Origin of the sequence: Blautia sp. HCP28S3_G10 (genome assembly GCF_052065235.1) — a bacterium.
In the GTDB taxonomy this organism is placed as follows: Bacteria; Bacillota; Clostridia; order Lachnospirales; family Lachnospiraceae; genus Blautia_A.
On record NZ_JBQHUL010000002.1, the window covers coordinates 187,622 to 207,801 of the forward strand.

General features: G+C 41.2%; 12 protein-coding genes. 11 read left to right on the forward strand and 1 reads right to left on the reverse strand.

The genetic code is table 11. The features are described from left to right. Window positions 1–5 precede the first annotated feature (5 nt). Window positions 6–1,754 carry a S8 family peptidase gene (locus tag ACTNB8_RS02045; protein WP_441051890.1) on the forward strand — a complete coding sequence of 583 codons (1,749 nt, stop codon included), beginning with the start codon at window positions 6–8 and terminating at the stop codon, window positions 1,752–1,754. A gap of 249 nt (window positions 1,755–2,003) precedes the next feature. Further along, window positions 2,004–3,410: a uracil-xanthine permease family protein gene (locus ACTNB8_RS02050; protein WP_441051892.1), complete on the forward strand. Its 1,407-nt coding sequence runs from the start codon at window positions 2,004–2,006 to the stop codon at window positions 3,408–3,410. Between the two features lie 82 nt (window positions 3,411–3,492). Here ACTNB8_RS02050 and ACTNB8_RS02055 read toward each other — a convergent pair whose 3' ends face one another. After that, window positions 3,493–4,725 carry a 6-phosphofructokinase gene (locus ACTNB8_RS02055; protein WP_441051894.1) on the reverse strand — a complete coding sequence of 411 codons (1,233 nt, stop codon included), beginning with the start codon at window positions 4,723–4,725 and terminating at the stop codon, window positions 3,493–3,495. A gap of 243 nt (window positions 4,726–4,968) precedes the next feature. Here ACTNB8_RS02055 and srtB point away from each other — a divergent pair, with 243 nt between their 5' ends. The 9 genes from srtB to ACTNB8_RS02100 all read left to right on the forward strand — a co-directional run bounded on the left by srtB (window position 4,969) and on the right by ACTNB8_RS02100 (window position 20,160). Continuing rightward, complete coding sequence (gene srtB / locus ACTNB8_RS02060; protein ID WP_441051896.1) at window positions 4,969–5,784, forward strand: class B sortase; 816 nt, start codon at window positions 4,969–4,971, stop codon at window positions 5,782–5,784. A gap of 40 nt (window positions 5,785–5,824) precedes the next feature. Next, entirely contained in the window at window positions 5,825–6,550 is a 726-nt protein-coding gene (locus ACTNB8_RS02065) for an NAD-dependent protein deacylase (RefSeq protein WP_441051898.1), read from the forward strand. Window positions 6,551–6,569: 19 nt separating this feature from the next. After that, window positions 6,570–6,767: a DUF951 domain-containing protein gene (locus ACTNB8_RS02070; protein ID WP_441051900.1), complete on the forward strand. Its 198-nt coding sequence runs from the start codon at window positions 6,570–6,572 to the stop codon at window positions 6,765–6,767. 349 nt (window positions 6,768–7,116) lie between these two features. After that, entirely contained in the window at window positions 7,117–9,417 is a 2,301-nt protein-coding gene (locus tag ACTNB8_RS02075) for a fibronectin type III domain-containing protein (protein ID WP_441051902.1), read from the forward strand. Window positions 9,418–9,730: 313 nt separating this feature from the next. Further along, window positions 9,731–12,472, forward strand: coding sequence for a fibronectin type III domain-containing protein (locus tag ACTNB8_RS02080; protein ID WP_441051904.1), 2,742 nt, complete (start codon window positions 9,731–9,733; stop codon window positions 12,470–12,472). A gap of 97 nt (window positions 12,473–12,569) precedes the next feature. After that, window positions 12,570–15,911: a hypothetical protein gene (locus ACTNB8_RS02085; RefSeq protein ID WP_441051906.1), complete on the forward strand. Its 3,342-nt coding sequence runs from the start codon at window positions 12,570–12,572 to the stop codon at window positions 15,909–15,911. Then, window positions 15,898–19,155 carry a DUF4430 domain-containing protein gene (locus ACTNB8_RS02090; RefSeq protein ID WP_441051908.1) on the forward strand — a complete coding sequence of 1,086 codons (3,258 nt, stop codon included), beginning with the start codon at window positions 15,898–15,900 and terminating at the stop codon, window positions 19,153–19,155. The genes ACTNB8_RS02085 and ACTNB8_RS02090 overlap by 14 nt, the downstream gene beginning before the upstream one ends. 14 nt (window positions 19,156–19,169) lie before the next feature. Then, a complete protein-coding gene (locus tag ACTNB8_RS02095) occupies window positions 19,170–19,778 on the forward strand; it encodes a MotA/TolQ/ExbB proton channel family protein (protein WP_441051910.1) in 609 nt (202 codons plus the stop codon). A 10-nt stretch (window positions 19,779–19,788) separates the two neighbouring features. Beyond that, a complete protein-coding gene (locus ACTNB8_RS02100) occupies window positions 19,789–20,160 on the forward strand; it encodes a DUF2149 domain-containing protein (protein WP_441051912.1) in 372 nt (123 codons plus the stop codon). Window positions 20,161–20,180 lie beyond the last annotated feature (20 nt).

A 20,180-nucleotide genomic window follows, 5' to 3' on the forward strand; every position in this document is an offset into this window, starting at 1 on the left:
AAATTATGTTCGGACCTGAAGATTACGAAGGAAATCTGTGTGCAAAAGTATGCCGGCAGGAGGCAGACATAGTTCCTGCACAGAACGAACAGTATGAAAATTTTATTATCCGCTATAAGCAGAATATGAACGGACTAAGTGAATATCAGTCAGATCAGACCTTTCAGATCATAAATGAAACATTTGGGATTTTGTATGTCCCGGAATGGCAGGTTCAGGAACTGGAATTTAGTAGTTTTTCCTATTCCTCAATTCCGAAATGTTATACATATATGGATCTGGGAGGTCTTCGTGCATCAGGAGTAACGAGACTGCAGGACCATCCATATCTGAAACTCAGAGGAGAAGGGACAATGATCGCTGTTATAGATTCAGGAATAGATTACCGGTTGTCTGTATTTCAGAAAAACGGGAGAACAAGAATCAGCAGTATCTGGGATCAGACGGTGGAAGGAAGATATTCGGACAGGATTCCCTTTGGAAAAGAATACACACAGGCTGAAATTAACAGGGCACTGACTGAACCGGATCCGCTGGCTGTAATACCTTCTGTGGATAATAACGGACATGGTACCCGGCTGGCTGCCATAGCAGCTGGAAGCATGGTACCGGAGGAAAATTTTTCAGGTGCGGCACCGGAATCAGATCTTATTATTATTAAATTGAAGCCAGCCAAAAAATATCTCCGGGATTTTTACCTTATTTCAGAAAATGCAGAGATTTTTCAGGAAGATGATATTATGCTTGGAATTTCCTATGCACTACGTTGTGCAGGTGAAAAACATATGCCGCTGTCCATCTGCATTGGTCTTGGAACAAATATGGGAGCCCACAGGGGAACAGGTCCACTGAATGAATTTGTTGACAGTACTGCTGGTTTCGGACAGAATGCTATTTCAATTGCCGTCGGGAATGAGGGGGCTTCGAGACATCATTTTATGGGAAGAACAGAAACCGGGCAGGGGGAAAGAGTAATAGATCTGCATGTAGGAAGAGAAGAGTCTGAACAGGGATTTTCTATGGAATTCTGGGGCAATTCCCCTAATTTCTATAATCTGGCTGTTCAATCTCCGACAGGAGAACGGCTGGCTGTCAGTACAGCTCTGAAGTATGGGACACAGCGGCTTTCATTTGTATTTGTAGAGACAAAGGTCATGGTAAATTATGTGCCAATTGAAAGAAGAACAGGAATCACACTTGCTTTTTTTCGGTTTTTGCATCCGGCCGAAGGAATTTGGAAACTGATCATTGAGGACCGTAAAAATGGAAAAAGCGAGTATCATTTCTGGCTTCCGGTAAGCGGTATGATATCTGATGATACGTATTTTCTTGAACCAAGTCCTTATTATACTGTCACTTCACCGGGAGATGCACAAAACGGAATGACGGCAACTGCCTATGATTACAGAGACAACAGTCTCTATATAAAAGCCGGCAGAGGATATAATGCAGACAATGTTGTCAAACCTGATTTCGCTGCTCCGGGAGTGGAGATCAGGACAGTTTCACCAGGACAGGAGAGTGGTTACGGAAGTTATACAGGAACAAGTCTTGCGGCAGCCCAGACAGCTGGCATAGCAGCACTTATGTTTGAGTGGGCGGTGATTCGTGGAAACGAGCCTTATTTTACAGGCGAAAGCGTAAAAAATTATCTGAAACTTGGCGCAATCAGAGAGTCGGGGGTAGATTATCCAAATCAGGACTTTGGATTTGGGAGAGTGGATTTGTACCATACCTTTGAGCTGCTGACGTGAGATAACCTTTGCAGAGTCCTGTTTTGTTTTTAAATGGTAAAAGATCATTAAATAAATGAAATAATACACAAAAAGAGTTCTATAAGTTTGGAGATTATGACGGAAATAAGTTTTAGGCTAACGAATTGTTTTTTAGCCTTAAATTTGTTATAATTACTAAAAAAATACGATTGTACATTAAAAAACAGTCAAAAAGGATTTTAATATACAAAAGATAATGAGTATATTGAAAATCAGTCAGGAGGAAGTATGAAAAGAGGAAGCATTTTTGAGCTGAATGGTGTTCCTAAATTTCAGGAGGCACTCCCGCTCGCTTTGCAGCATGTTGTAGCCATGATCGTTGGCTGTGTTACTCCGGCAATTATTGTGGCAGGAGCAGTAGGGGGTAATGGACTGAGTGCGAAAGACCGTGTCATATTGATTCAGGCTTCGCTGGTGGTATCTGCTCTGTCTACATTACTCCAGCTGTTTCCAATTGGAAAAAAGGGTGGTTTTACTCTTGGTTCAGGGCTTCCTATGATCATGGGTGTCAGCTTTGCCTATGTACCGAGCATGCAGGCGATTGCGGAGGGATATGGCATCAGTACCATACTGGGAGCACAGATCGTAGGTGGTGTAGTTGCCTTTATTATGGGAATTCTTGTAAAGAAAATTCGTGTGTTTTTCCCACCATTGATTACAGGAACTGTTGTATTTACCATTGGTCTGTCATTGTATCCTACAGCTATTAATTATATGGCGGGCGGTACAAGTAATCCGAATTATGGCTCCTGGCAGAACTGGCTGATCGCATTTCTGACACTTGCAGTTGTAACTGCTCTTAATCACTTTGGAAAAGGAATCCTGAAGCTTGCTTCTATTCTGATCGGTATTATAGTGGGATATGTGGTATCTATTCCTTTTGGTATGGTAAGTCTTACCAGTGTGAGCGAGGCAAAAGTATTTCAGCTGCCTCAGTTTATGCATTTTGGAGTGAAGTTTGAAATATCTGCCTGTGTTGCAATCGGACTTCTGTTTGCAATCAATTCCGTACAGGCAATCGGTGATTATTCTGCAACAACAATAGGTGCAATGGACAGAACACCGAAAGACAGAGAACTGCAGAATGGTATCATGGCATACGGTGTGACGAATATTATCGGTGCATTGTTTGGAGGACTTCCAACAGCAACCTATAGCCAGAATGTTGGTATTGTAACCACAACAAAAGTCATTAACCGCTGTGTACTTGGACTTGCAGCAGTTATTCTTGGAGTTGCAGGTATTGTTCCGAAATTTTCAGCATTACTGACAACTATTCCGCAGTGCGTACTCGGAGGCGCTACGGTATCGGTTTTTGCATCAATTGCAATGACTGGTATGAAACTTGTTGCTTCAGCAGAGATGGACTACAGAAACTCATCTATTGTAGGACTGGCAGCAGCCATTGGCGTTGGTGTATCCCAGGCTTCAGCAGCACTGGCCAGTTTTCCGGACTGGGTAACAACTATTTTCGGAAAATCTCCAGTAGTCCTGGCAACACTGATCGCAGTAATTTTGAATATTATCCTGCCAAAGCATAAAGATGAAATAAAAGAAGAAGAAAAACTGAAAAAGGAAGTTAAAAAGCAGATCAGAAAAGATCATGAAGAATTTGAGCGTGAAACACAGAAATAGAACTCTGGTGTGAACAGTGATATTAAATCAGAAAGGTGCAGCATGAACAGTCAGTCATGTTGCACCTTTTTTGCAAAGGGAATTATTTGCGGTATACAAATGCCGGAAGTCCGTCTTCGCCGGTGGGAACAGAAATACTGCCCTGGATCAGAGGACGTGCATAGGCGATAAAGTCTTCGGTAACATCGGATCCGTCAGCTGTGATCCATTCTTGTGGAACTGTTTTTTCTTCGTTGCAGATAAGATTTACATCTTCCAGCCCGCAGGACATTTTGTAGGAACCGTCAGGAGTAGTTTCACGTACAAAGGACACCATTTTTCCTGTTTCCCCGGAAAGAGCAGCCTGAACGCCAAATTTACCGGCAGCAACTGCCTCCTGCTGGTCTGTAGCTGAAATAAGAGAAGCAGAACAACGCTGACTTACATTCAGTTCAACAGAACGCGCTTTGACGCCGAGACGGGAACGGACAAGGTTTTCGAGATATTTGCCGCAGCCTGCAAGCATTTTGTGCCCGAAGGTGTCAGTACCGACAGAGCTGTCGTATTCACAGATAAAAGTACCGGAGGCATCATGGATTCCCTCAGATACGCAGACTATGATATTGCAGTTTTTGTCCAGAGCTTTTTCTACATTGGTGAGGAAAATCTCCTGGTCAAAATCTGTTTCAGGAAGATAGATAAACAGAGGATTGTCGCCCTGGTATTTACGTGCGAGGGCACCTGCTGCTGTAAGCCATCCTGCATGACGGCCCATGATCTCAATGATAGTAACAGATTTCTTTTCGTATACGTTTGCATCAAGAGTGATCTCACGCACAGTGGAGGCTACATATCTGGCAGCGCTTCCGAAGCCCGGAGTATGGTCTGTATGGACAAGATCATTATCAATGGTTTTCGGTTCACCGATCACACGGATTGGGCTTCCTGTCTGAGCAGCATAACGGGAAAGTTTGCTTACTGTATCCATAGAGTCATTGCCTCCGATATAGAAAAACCATCCGATGTTCAGTTCTTCAAATCTGCGGAACAATTCAGGATAAACTGGATCTTCCAGTGATTCCGGCAGTTTGTAACGGCAGGAACCGAGATAGGCGCCAGGTGTATGCTTCAGACTTTCAAGTTTTTCACCGGGAAGCGCCTCTTGAAAATCCAGTACTGTGCCATTCAGAAAACCTTCAATACCATTTACCATACCATAGACATGGTCAATTTCTTCCGGATGTGCAAATCCTTCAGAAACTACTCCGTAAAGACTGCTGTTAATAACTGCTGTAGGTCCGCCGGACTGTCCGACGATCAGATTTTTTTTTGACATGATATACCTCCGATTTGGGATATTATTATTACTGAGAACAGTCATAGTTGGGAGCTTTTGCCCCAACATCTTATCAATTCTATCATAAAATAATGGAATTTAACAGACTTGTCTTTTGATAATTGTTTTCAGTGAATATGGACTACAGGATTGCCAGAAGATATGTTATACTGTAAAGAAAAGATTAATCCTGATATCAGATCTGTAAACGTCATATATCAGATGGCGAAGGAGGAGCAAGTTATGACAGATACAAATAATAAGCAGCCCAAAAAGAAAAAAGGAGATATTCTTCTGACACTGGCACTTATTGTGGCCATTGCCGTATTTTGTTTTGCTGCATATAATCTGTACCATATTTATACAGAATATAAGAAGGGAACAGATGAATATAATCAGATCGAACAGATGGCTGTAACAGACAGAGATCCGGATAAGCAGGGCGAAGTGGCGGGACCGGATGCACAGCCACAGGCACCGATTACTGTTGATTTTGCAAAATTGAAAAGCGTTAACGAAGATGTTGTCGGATGGATATATGTGGAGGCACTGGACGGACTCAGTTATCCGGTTGTAAAGGGAAAGGATAATTCTACTTACCTTCATCAGACGTATGAAAAAAATTATAATTTCGCAGGTACAATTTTTGTGGATTACGAGAACAGTAGAGATTTCAGCGACTGTAATACGCTGGTTTACGGACATAACATGAAAAACGGCTCCATGTTCGGGCATCTGAAGAAATTTGTGGAGAGCGATGAAACCTACAAAAAAAGCAAATATTTCTGGATACTCACTCCGGAAAAAAACTATCGTTATGAAATTATTTCAGCGTATACAACAGGTGTTAACAGTGACACTTATACCTTATTTAAAGGTCCTGGCGAGGAATTTGAACAGTATCTTCAGAAAATTAAAGGATACTCGGAAATTCAGACAGAGGAAAATGAACTTACGATCAAAGATAAGATAGTAACATTGTCAACCTGTACAGGAAATGAATCTACAAGGTTTGTTGTGCAGGGAAAAAGAGTAAACTCAGTTGATGTAACACAGTAATCAGAGGTGAACCGGAAGAATCCGGAAGGAGGAATGCTTTATGGATGAAAAAATCACTAAACTTCAACAGCTGATCGATGAACATGATAATATTGTATTTTTTGGAGGAGCAGGAGTGTCAACAGAGAGTGGAATCCCGGATTTCAGATCTCAGGATGGACTTTACCATCAGAAATATGATTATCCGCCGGAAACGATTCTCAGCCATACATTCTTTATGCAGCACCCGGATGAATTTTATAAGTTTTACAGGGACAAAATGCTCTGCGATACAGCGAAACCAAATGCTGCTCATCTCAAGCTTGCCGAGTTGGAAACAGCAGGTAAACTTAAGGCAGTGATCACGCAGAATATTGATAATCTTCATCAAATGGCAGGAAGCAGAAATGTTCTGGAACTTCACGGAAGTGTATACCGCAATTACTGTATGAAATGTGGCAGATCTTATGACTTTGCCCATATGAAACACAGCACCGGTGTACCGAGATGTGAATGTGGAGGAATCATTAAACCTGATGTCGTTCTTTATGAAGAGGGACTGAATAATACCACCATTGAAAAATCTGTAAGGGCTATTTCGGAAGCACAGGTTCTGATCATCGGGGGAACATCTCTTGCAGTTTATCCTGCTGCAGGATTGATCGATTATTTCAGAGGCGAGGCCCTTGTAGTGATCAATAAATCTTCCACACCAAGGGACAGAAATGCAGATCTGCTTATCAAGGAACCGATAGGGCAGGTTTTCTCACAGATAAAAGTGAATTAATATAAGGAGTATAGACGATATGGGATTTATCTATGAGGTCGGAGATGTTGTTACCTTGAAAAAGGGTCATCCATGCGGAAGCAAAGAATGGGAAATCCTGCGTGTCGGCGTAGATTTCAGACTGAAATGTATGGGCTGTGGGCATCAGATCATGGTACCACGCAAAATGGTTGAAAAAAACACCAGGAATCTTAAGAAAAAAGAGAAGGCTGATTGACAGGAAATCAGTAAAGCTATATAATATTTAGACAGTTGTTTGCGGGAGTGAACGAATGAAACCCGTATAATATTAATGGAAAATCCGGTGAGAATCCGGAACAGGCGAAATGTCTACTGTGAATATAAGTCAGTATCCGCTGTAAAACCTGATTGATTCAGATTTTATGGCGGATTTTTGCTCTCTGATATCAGTCAGGGAGCTTTTTTTATGTAATAGGAAATTACTCCGTAATGTTCCTATTACATAAAAACGCTCCGCGAGGATGCGACCAGATGCATGAGGAACATGTCTGCTGAAGCGGATTGCGAATATCCGTTTGAATGACGGCAGGAAGGAGAACAGTTAAATGAGAAAAAAGCAGCTTATGAAATTCAGTGCAGTAATTCTTTCAGCAGTGATGACTGCCGGGGCGCTGACAGTGTCGGCAGAAGCAGCTGATTTTGGAGATGAAATTATAATTGATACAGATACAGAAGAACAATCCGATGAAGTCCAGGAAGAATCAGTGGAAACAGAAATAACAGAAATTTCGGAAACAGAAGAGCAGAACGAAGAAACAAACCAGAGTTTGACAGAAGAGTTTTCGGATAGTGTCGGTGAAGCGGCGACAACAGAAACTGACAATGAAGAAAGTTATACAGATGAAACTGCAAATACGGATGTAAAAGGTATTACGTCTGTACAGGCACAGTTATATGGACAGAACAGTAATGGAACAGTAACTTCAAAATATGTAAATGCTGAATTTACCAGTGACATAGTGAGTCGGCGCACAATGGATAACAAACAGCAGACCTGGAGAGTTGTCAATCTGGTGTTTGGTAAAGATGACGCAACACTTCCAACTGGAAATATAACTGTGAACAGTCAGTTCAGAATTGGTACAGAAGATACAGAAACCCCGGTTCAGAATCAGATGACAGTGGGCAATTGCTATTATATTAATGATGATTCTGTGGCCAACAATAATTATAACAGCGCAGATGATTCATGGAATACCAAAGGTTTTGGTGGACATACACTGATGCATGGAGAATCCACGGAAACTTTTCGTAATGAATATTACTGTATATACAGAAACCATGGAAAGATAATACGCTATCTGTTCAGAATTACAAGACAAGGGTGGGCCGGACTGATTACACAGCCATATTACAGCGAGGATAATCCGATAACAGCTGATCTGGCAGACTGGGTCTATGATGAAGAAAATGCCAGATATATGGTTACAATTGCTGAAATGGAAAAACTGCTCAGTGACAGACCTGTTCAGAAAGTGAACGAAAACGGAACACTTGGTGGAAAAATCGAATGGGAATGTCTGATATCAGAAGATCCGATGCAGCCGATATACAGAGATGGTACAAATATTTATATCAGTAAAGCCGGACAGTATAATGCCTACCATGCGTCATATGCAGGTGTGGAATATAATATACCTATCAGATTTTCCTACAGATTTAGTTCAGATGAAGGCGCTACATTACAGCTTGAAAAACTTCTGACAGACGGCATCACAAATTTGGGTGATTATGAAACAATTGAAGAATTTACAGCGCTTTTCCCGAAAGTATATCAGGAAAAAGCCAAAGAATATTATGATCAGGTAACAGCCCTTAAGAAAACATTTGATAACACAAGGACAGGTACTTACCGCGGAGACTGGGATTACAGTATTACCGGAAAAATTTATGGTACTGATAAGTTGAAAAAATGGGTGGATGACTGTGAAAGTGCAAAAGTTGATAAGGCAAAAGAACTTTCAGCGGAAATCTGGGAAAACATTTTTGGACTTAAAGATGCAAGAGAGGCAATTAATAAATATACAGATTCAGATAAGCTGACAGGTGACAGAGTAATAAAGATGGCAGAATTTAGGAAAAGTTATCTTCAGGAACTGGAAAAATCCTATAAAAATCACACACTTGAAAAACTATCCGATGTTGAAAAACTTGTAGCTGATCTGAAAGATGACAGTGAAGATATCAGAAAACAGGAACCCGGTTATACACCTAAACCACCTGTGGATTCGAAACCGGCAGTGAAACCGGGAAGCACAACAACACCGAAACCTGCTGTAAAACCTGACACAGATACAGCAGCAAAACCGGCAGGACTTCTGAAACTTCCATATACATCATGTACGAAGAAGGAAGGCGGTAAAGCATTCAGTTTGAGGGTAACTACAACCCGCAAAGCAGCTCTGACCTTTAAGAGCAGTAACAATAAAGTTGTAACAGTAGACAAAAAAGGAAAGGTAAAAATCAAAGGACCAGGCCGTGCACTGATCACAGTTACAGGAAAAGCTTCCGGAGTAAAAATTGAAACAGCCAAAATTACCGTGACAGTGAAACCATCAGCAAAACTTTCTGCGAAAGCTACAGCACAGAGCGGAAAGAAACTTAAAGTTACATGGAAACGCAACAAAAAAGCCAGCGGATATCAGATTGTAGTGTCTACAGACAAATCCTTTAAAAAAGTTGTTAAAACTGTAAATATCAAAAAGAATAAGACAGTAAAAACAACAATAAAAGGATTGAAAAAAGGAAAGAGATATTATGTCAGAATCCGGAGCATAAAGAAAGCTGCCGGTGGAAACATATATGGAAGCTGGTGTAAAACAAACTCTGTGAAGATAAAAAAATAAGTGCTTTTTGGTCAAGTTGTTGTGAACGGAGCGAGCACTAACACGGTTTGACGGCAGTATTGAACCGGAATTGTCAATTGCTTGACAATAAATACATAAAAATATATAATATTTATACAGTTGTTTTTAACATTAATGGAAAATCCGGTGGAAATCCGGAACAGACAAAACGTCTACTGTATATAAGTCAGAGCCCGCTGTATTTACCTGTCGGATACAGGAAATACGGGCGTAGTGTCTCCAAATCTTCCTGATATCTCTCAGGAAGATTTTTTTATGTTTTTAATCAATAAAAAAGGAGGATACAGAAAACATGAAAAGAAAAGAACTCACAAAATTCCTTGCAATGATGATGTGTGTTGCCATGGTCACAGGAAGTGGAGTACCTGTTGCAGCGGCGGATTTTGATGCAGAGGAAATCGCTGTGGAAACACAGGTTGAGGACGAAGATTATGCAGAGGGTGATACCGAAGAAGTTGTGGCTGATGAAGAAGCCGATGAGGACACAGATGTGGCTGGCAATGCAGAAGATGCAACAGATCTGTTTTCTGATGAAGAGACAGAAGTTGAAAGCGCAGGAGATGAGAATGCGACAGGATTAAGGCTTACAGCATCTTTAAATGGTGGAACCGCAGTTAATGCAGAGGTGACAGACGAGAAAGTTAAGGAGATGTTTGGAGAAGCTACAAAAGTTAATGTTACATTTAACAGTAAAGATATTCTTATTACCGATAATAAAGCAGAGTTAGCTCCGACAGTTGCTGAGGGTGAAAGTGTAATAGTATGCAGGGCATGGCAGGCAGGACCAATTGGAGAAATTACTCCAGTTGACGGAAAATATACTGTAAATATAGGAACTCAGGTAGAAGGAAACAGTTGTCTGGTTATTGTTAAACATGCAGATGAAACATATTCATACTATAGAGTATATTTTGCTGCGGCAAAACAAGAAATGACACTTAGTGGAAAGATTGTAAATGGCGACGATTATACCAGCGAAACTAAAGATGCGACTGTAGAAGAAAAGACAGGTACATACAATAAATTTGCATGGACAAAAGAAGTTAAGCTTACATTTGATAGTACAGATGCGAAAGCAGAAGGAAACAATACTCTGAAGTTTAAACCTGTCATTGGTGAGGGCGAGTCTCTGGTAATTGGTACCAGTGTAAAATACAAAGATGGCAGTATTTCAAATCCGTTAACAGCCGATGCTGACGGAAATTACAGTATAAGCCTCGGAACCGGAAACGGACCTTCAAAAACAACAAAAACCTGTTATTGCACTCGTACCTATGCAGACGGAAAAACTGAGAACTATAAAATTAACATAGTTCGCAAGGGCTATGCATCACTGAAAATAAATTTTGGAGACAGTGAGAAAAATCCGTCTGATGGTGTGTGGAGCTATAATGAATGGGATGAAAAGACCGGAGATCAGTGGATGGGAACAACCCTTTCAAATTATACAGGCTGGGTTAATGTAACAGCAACAGATGCAGAGGGAAATAACGCTTCTTCTAAGGCAAAAGCAGTAATAAATCCTGATTATAAGGGAAATATTTTCGAACTGGACGAGAAAAATATTGTTCATGCACATCGTGCAGGCGCTTCCAGCGAATATATTACTATACAATGTGGTGATTTGAGTGTTCCGGTTTATTTGAAAGCATTATATAAGAAGGATCGTGGAGAAACTCTGCTAAAAGCAAGGCAAACCGATGGAACGACAACAATAAATACAACAAATTTTGCAAATCCAGATGCTTTTGCAGCGCTGTTCCCGGACAATAAAAAAGAAGATGCGAAAAAATATTATAATTTGGTTACAGACCTGCAGGAAGTTCTCTCAAATAACAAAAATAGCGGAGAAGGATCTTGGGACTATGAAGTATCCAAAACCGGACAGAATAAATTCTGGAGTGAAACCTGCGAAAGTGCAAAGGTCAATAAGATCCTTGACATGTCCTCCGACATCTGGGCAAACATCTACGGCATCAAAGATGCAAAAGATACCCTGACTGCAGCAGCAGATCTTGAAAATGTAACTGATGAAGCCAAGAAAGCAGAACTTGAAACAGCATTAAATAATGCTATTGCAAAGATTGATGCTGATTACAAAAATGGTGAGATCACCAGTATTGCCGATGTAAATGCTCTTGTAGAAGCAGGAAAGAAAGATATTTATACAATCAATCCGATCAGCATTGCAGACTTTGACTTCACGCTTTCAGAAAAAGTGTTTACATATGATGGAAAGGCAAAGACACCGGAAGTAACAGTTAAGAATGGTGAGACAGTTCTGAAAGCTGGAGAAGATTATGATGTAGAGTATAAAAATAATACAAAAGGTGGCATGGCAACAGTAACCGTAACAGGTAAGGGTATTTATACAGGAGTCAAAGAACTTACATTTACAATTGAATCTCCAGAGCAGAAACCGGCAACGCCTGGTACAACAGTAAAGGATCCGAATAAAACAAACACAACTATCAGTACGAATACAGCAAAAACAGAATACAAAGTTCTGAACATTGCAAAAACTGCTTTTACCAAGACAGAAGGAAACAAGGCATTTAAACTTGGTGTAAAGACAAAGGTTAAAGGTACTGTAGCATACAAGAGTAGCAACAAGAAAGTTGTCACTGTAGGTAAGAAAGGTAAAGTAAAAGTAAAAGGACCTGGACGTGCAGTGATCACAGTTACAGGCAAAGCAAAAGGATTTAAGAATGAAACTGCAAAGATTACGATCACAGTAAAACCGTCAGCAAAACTTTCTGCAAAAGCAACAGCACAGAGTGGAAAGAAACTGAAAGTTACGTGGAAACGTAATAAGAAAGCCAGTGGATACCAGATCGTAGTTGCAACAGACAAATCATTCAAGAACGTAGTAAAAACAGTAAATGTTAAGAAAAACAAAACAGTTAAGGCTACTGTAAAGGGTCTTAAGAGCGGCAAGAAATATTATGTAAGAGTTCGCAGCATGAAGAAATCTTCCGGTGTAAAGGTATATGGAAACTGGAGCAAAGCAAAACCGGTTAAGGCAAAAAAATAATTGCTGTGAAAAGTAACAGGACAGTGTAAGCTGTGAGACGGTCACAGGGGGAGATTAGTACTTCCCCTGTGACTTTATCTATAAATACTGAGGAAATATGAAAAGAAATAAATTAATTTTGAATATAACCGGCATGGTAATAGCGATATCCATGCTGTTCACAAATATATATGTTCAGGGTGCAGAAGTATCGGGGGCGGTTCAGAAATCGGATGCAGAGACATCTGCACAGGCAGCAGAATCATCTGAGACGGAACCGTCAGCAACGCCAACCCCGACCCCGGAAATCACAGAAGTACTTACGCCCACTCCTGCCCCTGAAGTATCAGCGGCACCGACCGGAGTACCGGAAGTAACCCCGACTCTGACCCCGGAGTTATCGGTAACCCCGATTCCGACTTCGATACCGGAAATATCAGTAACGCCTACTCCAACCCCGGAAGTATCAGTAACGCCAACACCGACTCCGGAAATTTCAGCGACACCAACGCCTACCCCGACACCATCTGTAACACCTGTTCCCGAGGGAGCACCAAAGCTTCTTACACTGGAAGCGGGAGACAGTTACAGCAGTCTGGAAAAAATGAGTCCTGTTTTCAGCCCGGATACTTATGTGTACCATTTTATGGATACAAGCTCCGTGGGACGTCAGAGAGTGATGAATGCAACTGTAGATCCAGGAGTTACTGTAACAGTAAACGGAGAAGAAGTTCCGGTAAGTGCGGACGGCAAATGTACACTGACGATCATGTATAAATCATCAGGCAGTGAAAATGATGTGGTTCTCACGCGAAAAGATACTGGAGAAAAGGCTACATATCAGTTTCATACATTTGCTCATGGTGTAACGAATTATTCTGGAAGTTATTCGCTTGTAACTTCAAAAGGTGAAAAAGATACGGCAAATATCAGTGACTTTAAGGCTCAGGGATATTCCAGCGTCTATGATGCAACTGTTAATCTTGAAAAAGTAAGGCTGCAGATGCAGGTCAGCCTGGGCGAGAATGAAATCTTTGAGGCGGATTTGACAGATAGCAATAATAAAAAAATAGATTCTTATCTTTATGGAGGCGGAGAGGAAGGCGAGAGCTATAATGTACAGTCAAAAGTCCTCAATCTTCAGGAAGGTGAGAATATTTTCTATCTGAAATGTTATGGTGAAAGTTACCACTGGGTTGACGGCAAACCGGTAAGAGAGCCCGGTGTATACACAGTAACTTTCCGCATTTACAGAAATAAACAGGAAGATCCGGCAGAGTTCACTAATACAGCTCTGAGTGATATCAGGCTTTCCATAAACGGACTGGATACGGGAAACTGCCTTGCTGGTTTTTCATCGGATAAAAAGAAATATACAATTAATCTTACTCCCGAGGATTTTGACCAGCTGAGTGATAATAAACTCTGGCTGACTGTGAAGGGCAGTGATGACAGACAGAAAATCCGTGTTCACGGGAAATGTACCATGCACGGAGTAAGTGCTGATGATGTAAAAAAACAGGGTAACGGAAGTTATATTCTTGCAGAATATAATTCAAATGACCTTTACAGTGCAGATTCTTTTACTACGAAGATTTATGTGACAGCGCCGGATAATATTACAACAGCGACATATGAACTCACGGTGCAAAGAACCGGAAAATCCGGAATGATCATGGTAGATGCATACAGACATACCAGATTTATCATAGTTCCTTCACAGCCGGAAAGAAAGACGATTCTTGTGCTTGCATCAATAAAAATATATGACAATGGTGCACTGATCACAGGTTCACAGGCGATTGCAAGGGGAAATATGAAGATTCAGATCCAGAATATTTCGATTATCTCAGAAGAGGAAAACACAACCAGTTCTGGATTTACTGTGCGACTGAACGGGCCGGGTACCACTCCGGTTGATGTTGTTTATGATGACGGAAAGGCTCATTATGAAGAGCAGATACTTGTATCCGTGTATTATAATGAAGCAGGACTTCTCAATGAGATCAAGGTGGCACAGGAACTTCTGGATACAACGCAGAAAAGTGACCGTATATATGCCGATGGTGCGGCAGATACTTTTTCAGCAGCCATAAGAAGTGCACGTGAGGTTTATATTCGTTATGTAAATATGAATCTGAATGATGAACAGGCAGAAACTGTTACAAATGCAGTGACTGCACTTCAGAAAGCAGAAGATATCTATCGAAGATCTGAAATTGGAAAGAAGATCACGGCATTTACACCTCTGGCATGGAATGTCGCAAATCAGAATGTTACTAATAATTCTTCTATTTTGAGGGTAAAAAGGCCGGACACACTGGAAGTGACGATCGATGGAAAAAAAGAAACCATATCAGGAGTTACCTGGAGTTCCAGACCGGCATGGCAGATAAAAACAGATCAGGAGATCCTTTATCGTTTTACACCACAGCTTCCGGCAGGATATGTTGTAATGGAAGGAGTGCAGTATCCTGTGATCACAGTGTCACGTAAGGCAAAAACGCTCCCCATAGAAGTCAAGAAAACAATACCACTTGATGAATCGGTACTGGTACAGCATGTTCCGTATGGTACACGTAAGACGCAGCTGAATTTTCCGGAATGCCTGGAGATGTACCGTCAGGAAGGCGCAGGAGCAGATGGAGGAATCATCCAGGTGCCGGTTCGCTGGATAGATGTGGACGGCTACAATGGAAAAGTTCCGGGAACATATATATTTGAGTCAGCTCTGAATGCAGCTGACACAGATTTCAGACTGTCGCAGAACACTACCCAGAATCCGATGCAGACAATCAAAATAATTGTAGATCCACCGAAAGACAGTGGCAATGGTGGAAATGGCAGCGGTAATGGTGGAAATAACGGAAATGGAAATGGCGGAACCGGAAATGGAACAGGTACAGGTACAGGAACAGGCGCCGGAACCGGAAGTGGTACCGGATCGGGAACCGGTACGACCGGGGAGAACGGAAAAGGTTCCGGTGAAGGCAATGGCTTAGGAACAAGTAAAAATAATGGCTCTGGATCAGGCAAAAAGAACAAAAAGGGCAATGGTAAGAACAGTGGTACAGACAGCAATAATTCTGATGAAAGTGGAAGCGGAACCGGTAATCAGAAAAATGAACCGGAGTCCGAAAAATCAGGAGAAGCTTCAGGTACTGATAAGAAGACAGAAGAAACTTCAGGAAGTGACAACTCTGGAAAACAGGGGGGAAGTGCTGCTTCTGAAATGAAGGGAAATGATTCTGAAAAACTCTCTGATTATGAGAAGAATGAAGATGCCGGGGAAAATGGCTCAAAAGGAAAGAAAACAAAATGGAAAGTTGCGGAAATCGTTGAGGAACAGGTGGAATCCCATAAAAATGAAATGATATTCCTGGGAATAGTGATTATTTTGTTACTGATTTATGGTGGTTTCAGAGAATACAGGAGGCATAGGGAGGATGACGAAGAGTAGTGACAGAAACAGAACTGTAAAATATTTTCTTCTGGGATTTATTGTGCTTTTCTGCTGGATTTTATTTGGAACAGCAGCGGTACATGCAGATAATGCACCTAAGGGAAAAATTGTCATGTCCGTTGAGAAATCAACCATCGGACAGAGGTTTATTATGGAACCGCAGTATGTCGATTTTTATGAGGGCGACACGCTTGCAACCGTAACACTGCGGGAACTTACAAGGATCGGAAGAAGATACAATTATGACGGAAGAACAACTCATGGCTTTTATCTGTCAGAGATTTCTGATCCGAACCGTGGTTCCATAAAGGTTCCGGATTATCTCATGAATGTCATAAATAAAAGTGGTTATAAATTTTATGAAAAAGATTTTACACCTGAATATCTGGGTGAAAAAGATTACTGTTCTCAGTCCGGCTGGGTATATGATTATAACGGAGTACAGCCGCAGGTTTCAGCCTGTGATGTCACACCGAAAGACGGAGATGTCCTTCAGTGGAAATTTACGCTTGCAACTCTCGGAAAAGATGTAGAGGGAGATATTGATAAAAGCAGTACAAGACCTGACAGAGTGAAACTTAATAAACTGCTGGCAGAAGTACGTAAACAGCCGGAACTTCTGAAAAATTCCGAAGTTAAAAATGCATATGACCGCTGTCTGGCACTGACTGTGGATCTGAATACTACTAAAAGTGAACTTACTGTTCATATGAATACTCTGCGTAAGGCACTGTCCTGGAATACAATTTCAGATATACATATATGGGGAAGCCAGGGAAAGAAAATTGCGGTAAAAAACGGTACAGAACAGAAAGATATTGAATTTCCGACTTTGCTTCGAGCTTACAAAAGCGGCAGTACATCCCAGATAAATATTCCGGTGTCTTCCTGGATATGTGATGATAAATATGATCCTTCCAAAGCTGGAAACTATCAGTTTTATCCTGTGATCCCGGATGCCTATGTGGTAGATGAAAATGCTGAACTTCCTGCATTTACAGTTCAGGTACGTGAATTTGGTGATGTAAATGAGGATGACAGTGTAAATACTGCTGATATCGAAAAAATGATGAGCACAACGAATGCTTATTTCGGAAAAAAATTTGAATCAGATGAAGGCGGAGCAGTCTATGATCTGAATAATGACGGTATTGTAGATATGCAGGATTATTCACTGCTTGTGGGTGCAGTAAACAATACTGAGATCCGTTCGGAAGATGAAGGAAGGCTTGTGCTGAAATTTGCGAAGTCAGACTGTGTGGCGGGTGAAGAGATAACAGCAGAGCTGATGCTTTACTGTGGAAAGCTGGATACAGTTGGAATTCAGTTGAACACGTCCGGGATACAGCAGGGAATCAAGCTGAAATGCAATAAAGATTTTCAGATTGAATACAGCAAAGAAAATGAGAACGGTATTTTTCTGATGCTGGGAAGACGTCAGGGTGCAGTCAGTGCACAGAACCTTCAGGGAGTCAGCATTGGAACTCTGACATTTATCTGCAAAACAGGTGGAAATCCGGCTCTTTCTTTTGGAAATCCAGTGGAAAATATTTCATATGGTCAGTCCGTCCTGGGATACAGAAATGGAAATAAAGTAACATTTGATACGTCTCTGAATTATGGGAAAGATACAAGATTTGCTTTTCAGTTGAATAACGGAAAGGTAAGAGCAGGGAAATTTTCTGATAATGAAATTACAGAAGACGGTGTGACAATGAAAGAAGTTAAGGTTACATTCCGTGCTTCTGATGCAGAAGATGCGAAAGAAAACCGTGTCCGTGTTCTTGCACAGCTTCCGGAAGAATATACTCTGCAGATTGGTGGTTCACTGAAAAACGGAGAAATCACTGATCCTCTGACTCAGGAATCAGATGGTGTATATTATGCAAAAGGAACAGCAGGATGCCTTACAGGCGGCCAGTCTGCACAGAGAGAAAGCTGTGTCCTTTATGGAGTGCTCACTGACGGAACAAATAAAACATATTATAAATTTAATATTAACAGAAAAGGATACAAAAAGACAACCTGGAATTATACAGGTTCCAATCCATTTGTACTTAACACCTGGTCAGAGAGTAATCCGGAAATTATTTCCGGAAAATGGAGTGCGAAAGATGCGGGTATTACAGGCTGGGATGCAGATGGAAATCCGATGACAGATCTTCATGTTGTTATGCCGAATTCAGATGCATCACAGTCACTGTACTATAAAGAGGATAGCAATGGAGAAGGTACTCTCTATGCAAAAGAAGCCGGTGATTACTGGCTGGAGATCCAGGACAGTACAGGAGAGGTAAGAGGAAAAATCCGTGTGCTTGCCACTTATCCATATGATGCGGCGGCATATTTTGTAAAAAAAGCGCAGGAGATCTCACTGGAACCGTCTGATTATAATCCATCTGTTGCAGATCAGCTTTTTGTATACAGAGACATGATTAACAAAGTCAGCAAGGTACAGCAGAAATATCCTGAGAATCTGCCGGTATATCTTACAGGACTTGGCGGACTTACGCTGGAAGAAACTGGAAACAGGGCTTCAGATTCAGAAGGATATAAGTTTTTTGCAGATTCGCTGCGAACAGATTCTGTTAATGAACTCCGTCAGGGAATCAGGGAAATTCGTCCTGTTCTTGAAAAAAATAAAAAATCAACAGCTGTGGTGACAACGAAACCAGACAGTACACCAAAACCGGCACAGACGCAGCAGAAAAAAACAGTTACTTTTTCTGGCTCTGATACTATAAGTAAAGAGTTTGCGAAGAAATCCTTTAAGCTGGGAATAAAAGTAAACAGCAACGGAAAAGTAACATACGAAAGTTCCAACAAAAAAGTAGCGACTGTCAGTGCCTCTGGAAAGATCACCATGAAAAGTATGGGGAAAACCGTGATTACCATAAAAACTGCAGAAACCTCTTCATATAAGGCAGGTACTCGCAGGATCACACTGAATCTGAACCCGAAAAAACCACAGCTGAAATATCTGAAATCTCAGAAGAAAAAGACAGCAGCAGTAAAATGGAAAAAAGTCAAAGGCATCAGCGGATACCAGATACAGTACTCCATATCAAAGAATTTTAAGGGTGCAAAGACAGTAAAAGCATCCAAGAAAGCGGTGTCAGGCACTATTAAAAAACTGAAAAGTAAAAAGAAATATTATGTGCGTATCCGTACATACAAAAAAGCTTATGGACAGACTGTGTACAGCAGCTGGAGCAAAGTAAAGAAGGTTAAAGTTAAATAACCCGGGAGGAAAAAATGAATCAGTCATTAGTAGATATTCTTCATGTGGCAGGACAGGCAATCCGAATTCCATGTAACATAGTTCTGATCGTTTTGATGATCGTATCAGTAGTTCAGATGGGACATGTGTTTGTGGAGAGCTGGTTTGAGATAAAACATGGAAAGCTCAACAGCATAGCACTGGCAAGAAATCTGTGTAATAAGGGTAAAGAAGAAAAACTTCAGCTGATAGAAAACAGTCTTCTGAACGGAAGAGAAAAAGCCATGTTGAAAGAACTGATTAAATCAGATGACATGAATGAAGATATGCGTCAGGCAATTGCGGAGAGACTTCTGGAAGCACAGGAGGCACGTTACAAAAGAATCCTTCATATTACAGAACTTGTGGCGAAACTGGGACCGATGTTCGGCCTTCTCGGAACTCTGATACCATTGGGACCTGGAATCGTAGCACTGGGAACAGGAGATGTTCAGACACTTTCCAACTCCATGGAAATGGCATTTGATACCACAATTGCCGGTGTGATCAGTGCAGCAGTGTGCAGTGTCCTTACCGGAATCCGGAAGCGCTGGTATAACCGGAATATGCAGAATATTCAATTGATCATGGAATCCTTGCTGTAGAGGTGATATAATGAAAAACTCACGATTAAAAAGAAGAGGTGGGAGCAGTTTTTTTGAGGAAGAAGAACAGAACCCCATGGGAGGTGTGGCAAACCTTGTGGACGCCATGCTGGTTCTTGCATGTGGACTGATGATGGCTATTATTTCTTTTTACAATGTAGACATCAAAGGAACAGCTTCCAGAACCGAAGAACTGAAACAGGAACAACTTCAGGAAGTGGACGATTACGGAGTGATCGACGATGAGGGAAATGTTTCAGGTGGATTCGAATCACGTGGAAAAGTCTATGAAGATAAGAAAACCGGCAAACTGTATGTAGTGACAGAAGATACTACAGATGAAACCGGTGCAGATACTTCGGATCAGTCAGAGCAGAAATAATTAACAAACGCATTCAGGAG

Coding starts and splice junctions, on each gene's coding strand:
- ACTNB8_RS02065 (WP_441051898.1), top strand. CDS start 5,825: ATGGATGAAAAAATCACTAAACTTCAACAGCTGATCGATGAACATGAT.
- ACTNB8_RS02095 (WP_441051910.1), top strand. CDS start 19,170: ATGAATCAGTCATTAGTAGATATTCTTCATGTGGCAGGACAGGCAATC.
- ACTNB8_RS02080 (WP_441051904.1), top strand. CDS start 9,731: ATGAAAAGAAAAGAACTCACAAAATTCCTTGCAATGATGATGTGTGTT.
- ACTNB8_RS02085 (WP_441051906.1), top strand. CDS start 12,570: ATGAAAAGAAATAAATTAATTTTGAATATAACCGGCATGGTAATAGCG.
- ACTNB8_RS02075 (WP_441051902.1), top strand. CDS start 7,117: ATGAGAAAAAAGCAGCTTATGAAATTCAGTGCAGTAATTCTTTCAGCA.
- srtB (WP_441051896.1), top strand. CDS start 4,969: ATGACAGATACAAATAATAAGCAGCCCAAAAAGAAAAAAGGAGATATT.
- ACTNB8_RS02100 (WP_441051912.1), top strand. CDS start 19,789: ATGAAAAACTCACGATTAAAAAGAAGAGGTGGGAGCAGTTTTTTTGAG.
- ACTNB8_RS02055 (WP_441051894.1), bottom strand. CDS start 4,725: ATGTCAAAAAAAAATCTGATCGTCGGACAGTCCGGCGGACCTACAGCA.
- ACTNB8_RS02070 (WP_441051900.1), top strand. CDS start 6,570: ATGGGATTTATCTATGAGGTCGGAGATGTTGTTACCTTGAAAAAGGGT.
- ACTNB8_RS02045 (WP_441051890.1), top strand. CDS start 6: ATGTTCGGACCTGAAGATTACGAAGGAAATCTGTGTGCAAAAGTATGC.
- ACTNB8_RS02050 (WP_441051892.1), top strand. CDS start 2,004: ATGAAAAGAGGAAGCATTTTTGAGCTGAATGGTGTTCCTAAATTTCAG.
- ACTNB8_RS02090 (WP_441051908.1), top strand. CDS start 15,898: ATGACGAAGAGTAGTGACAGAAACAGAACTGTAAAATATTTTCTTCTG.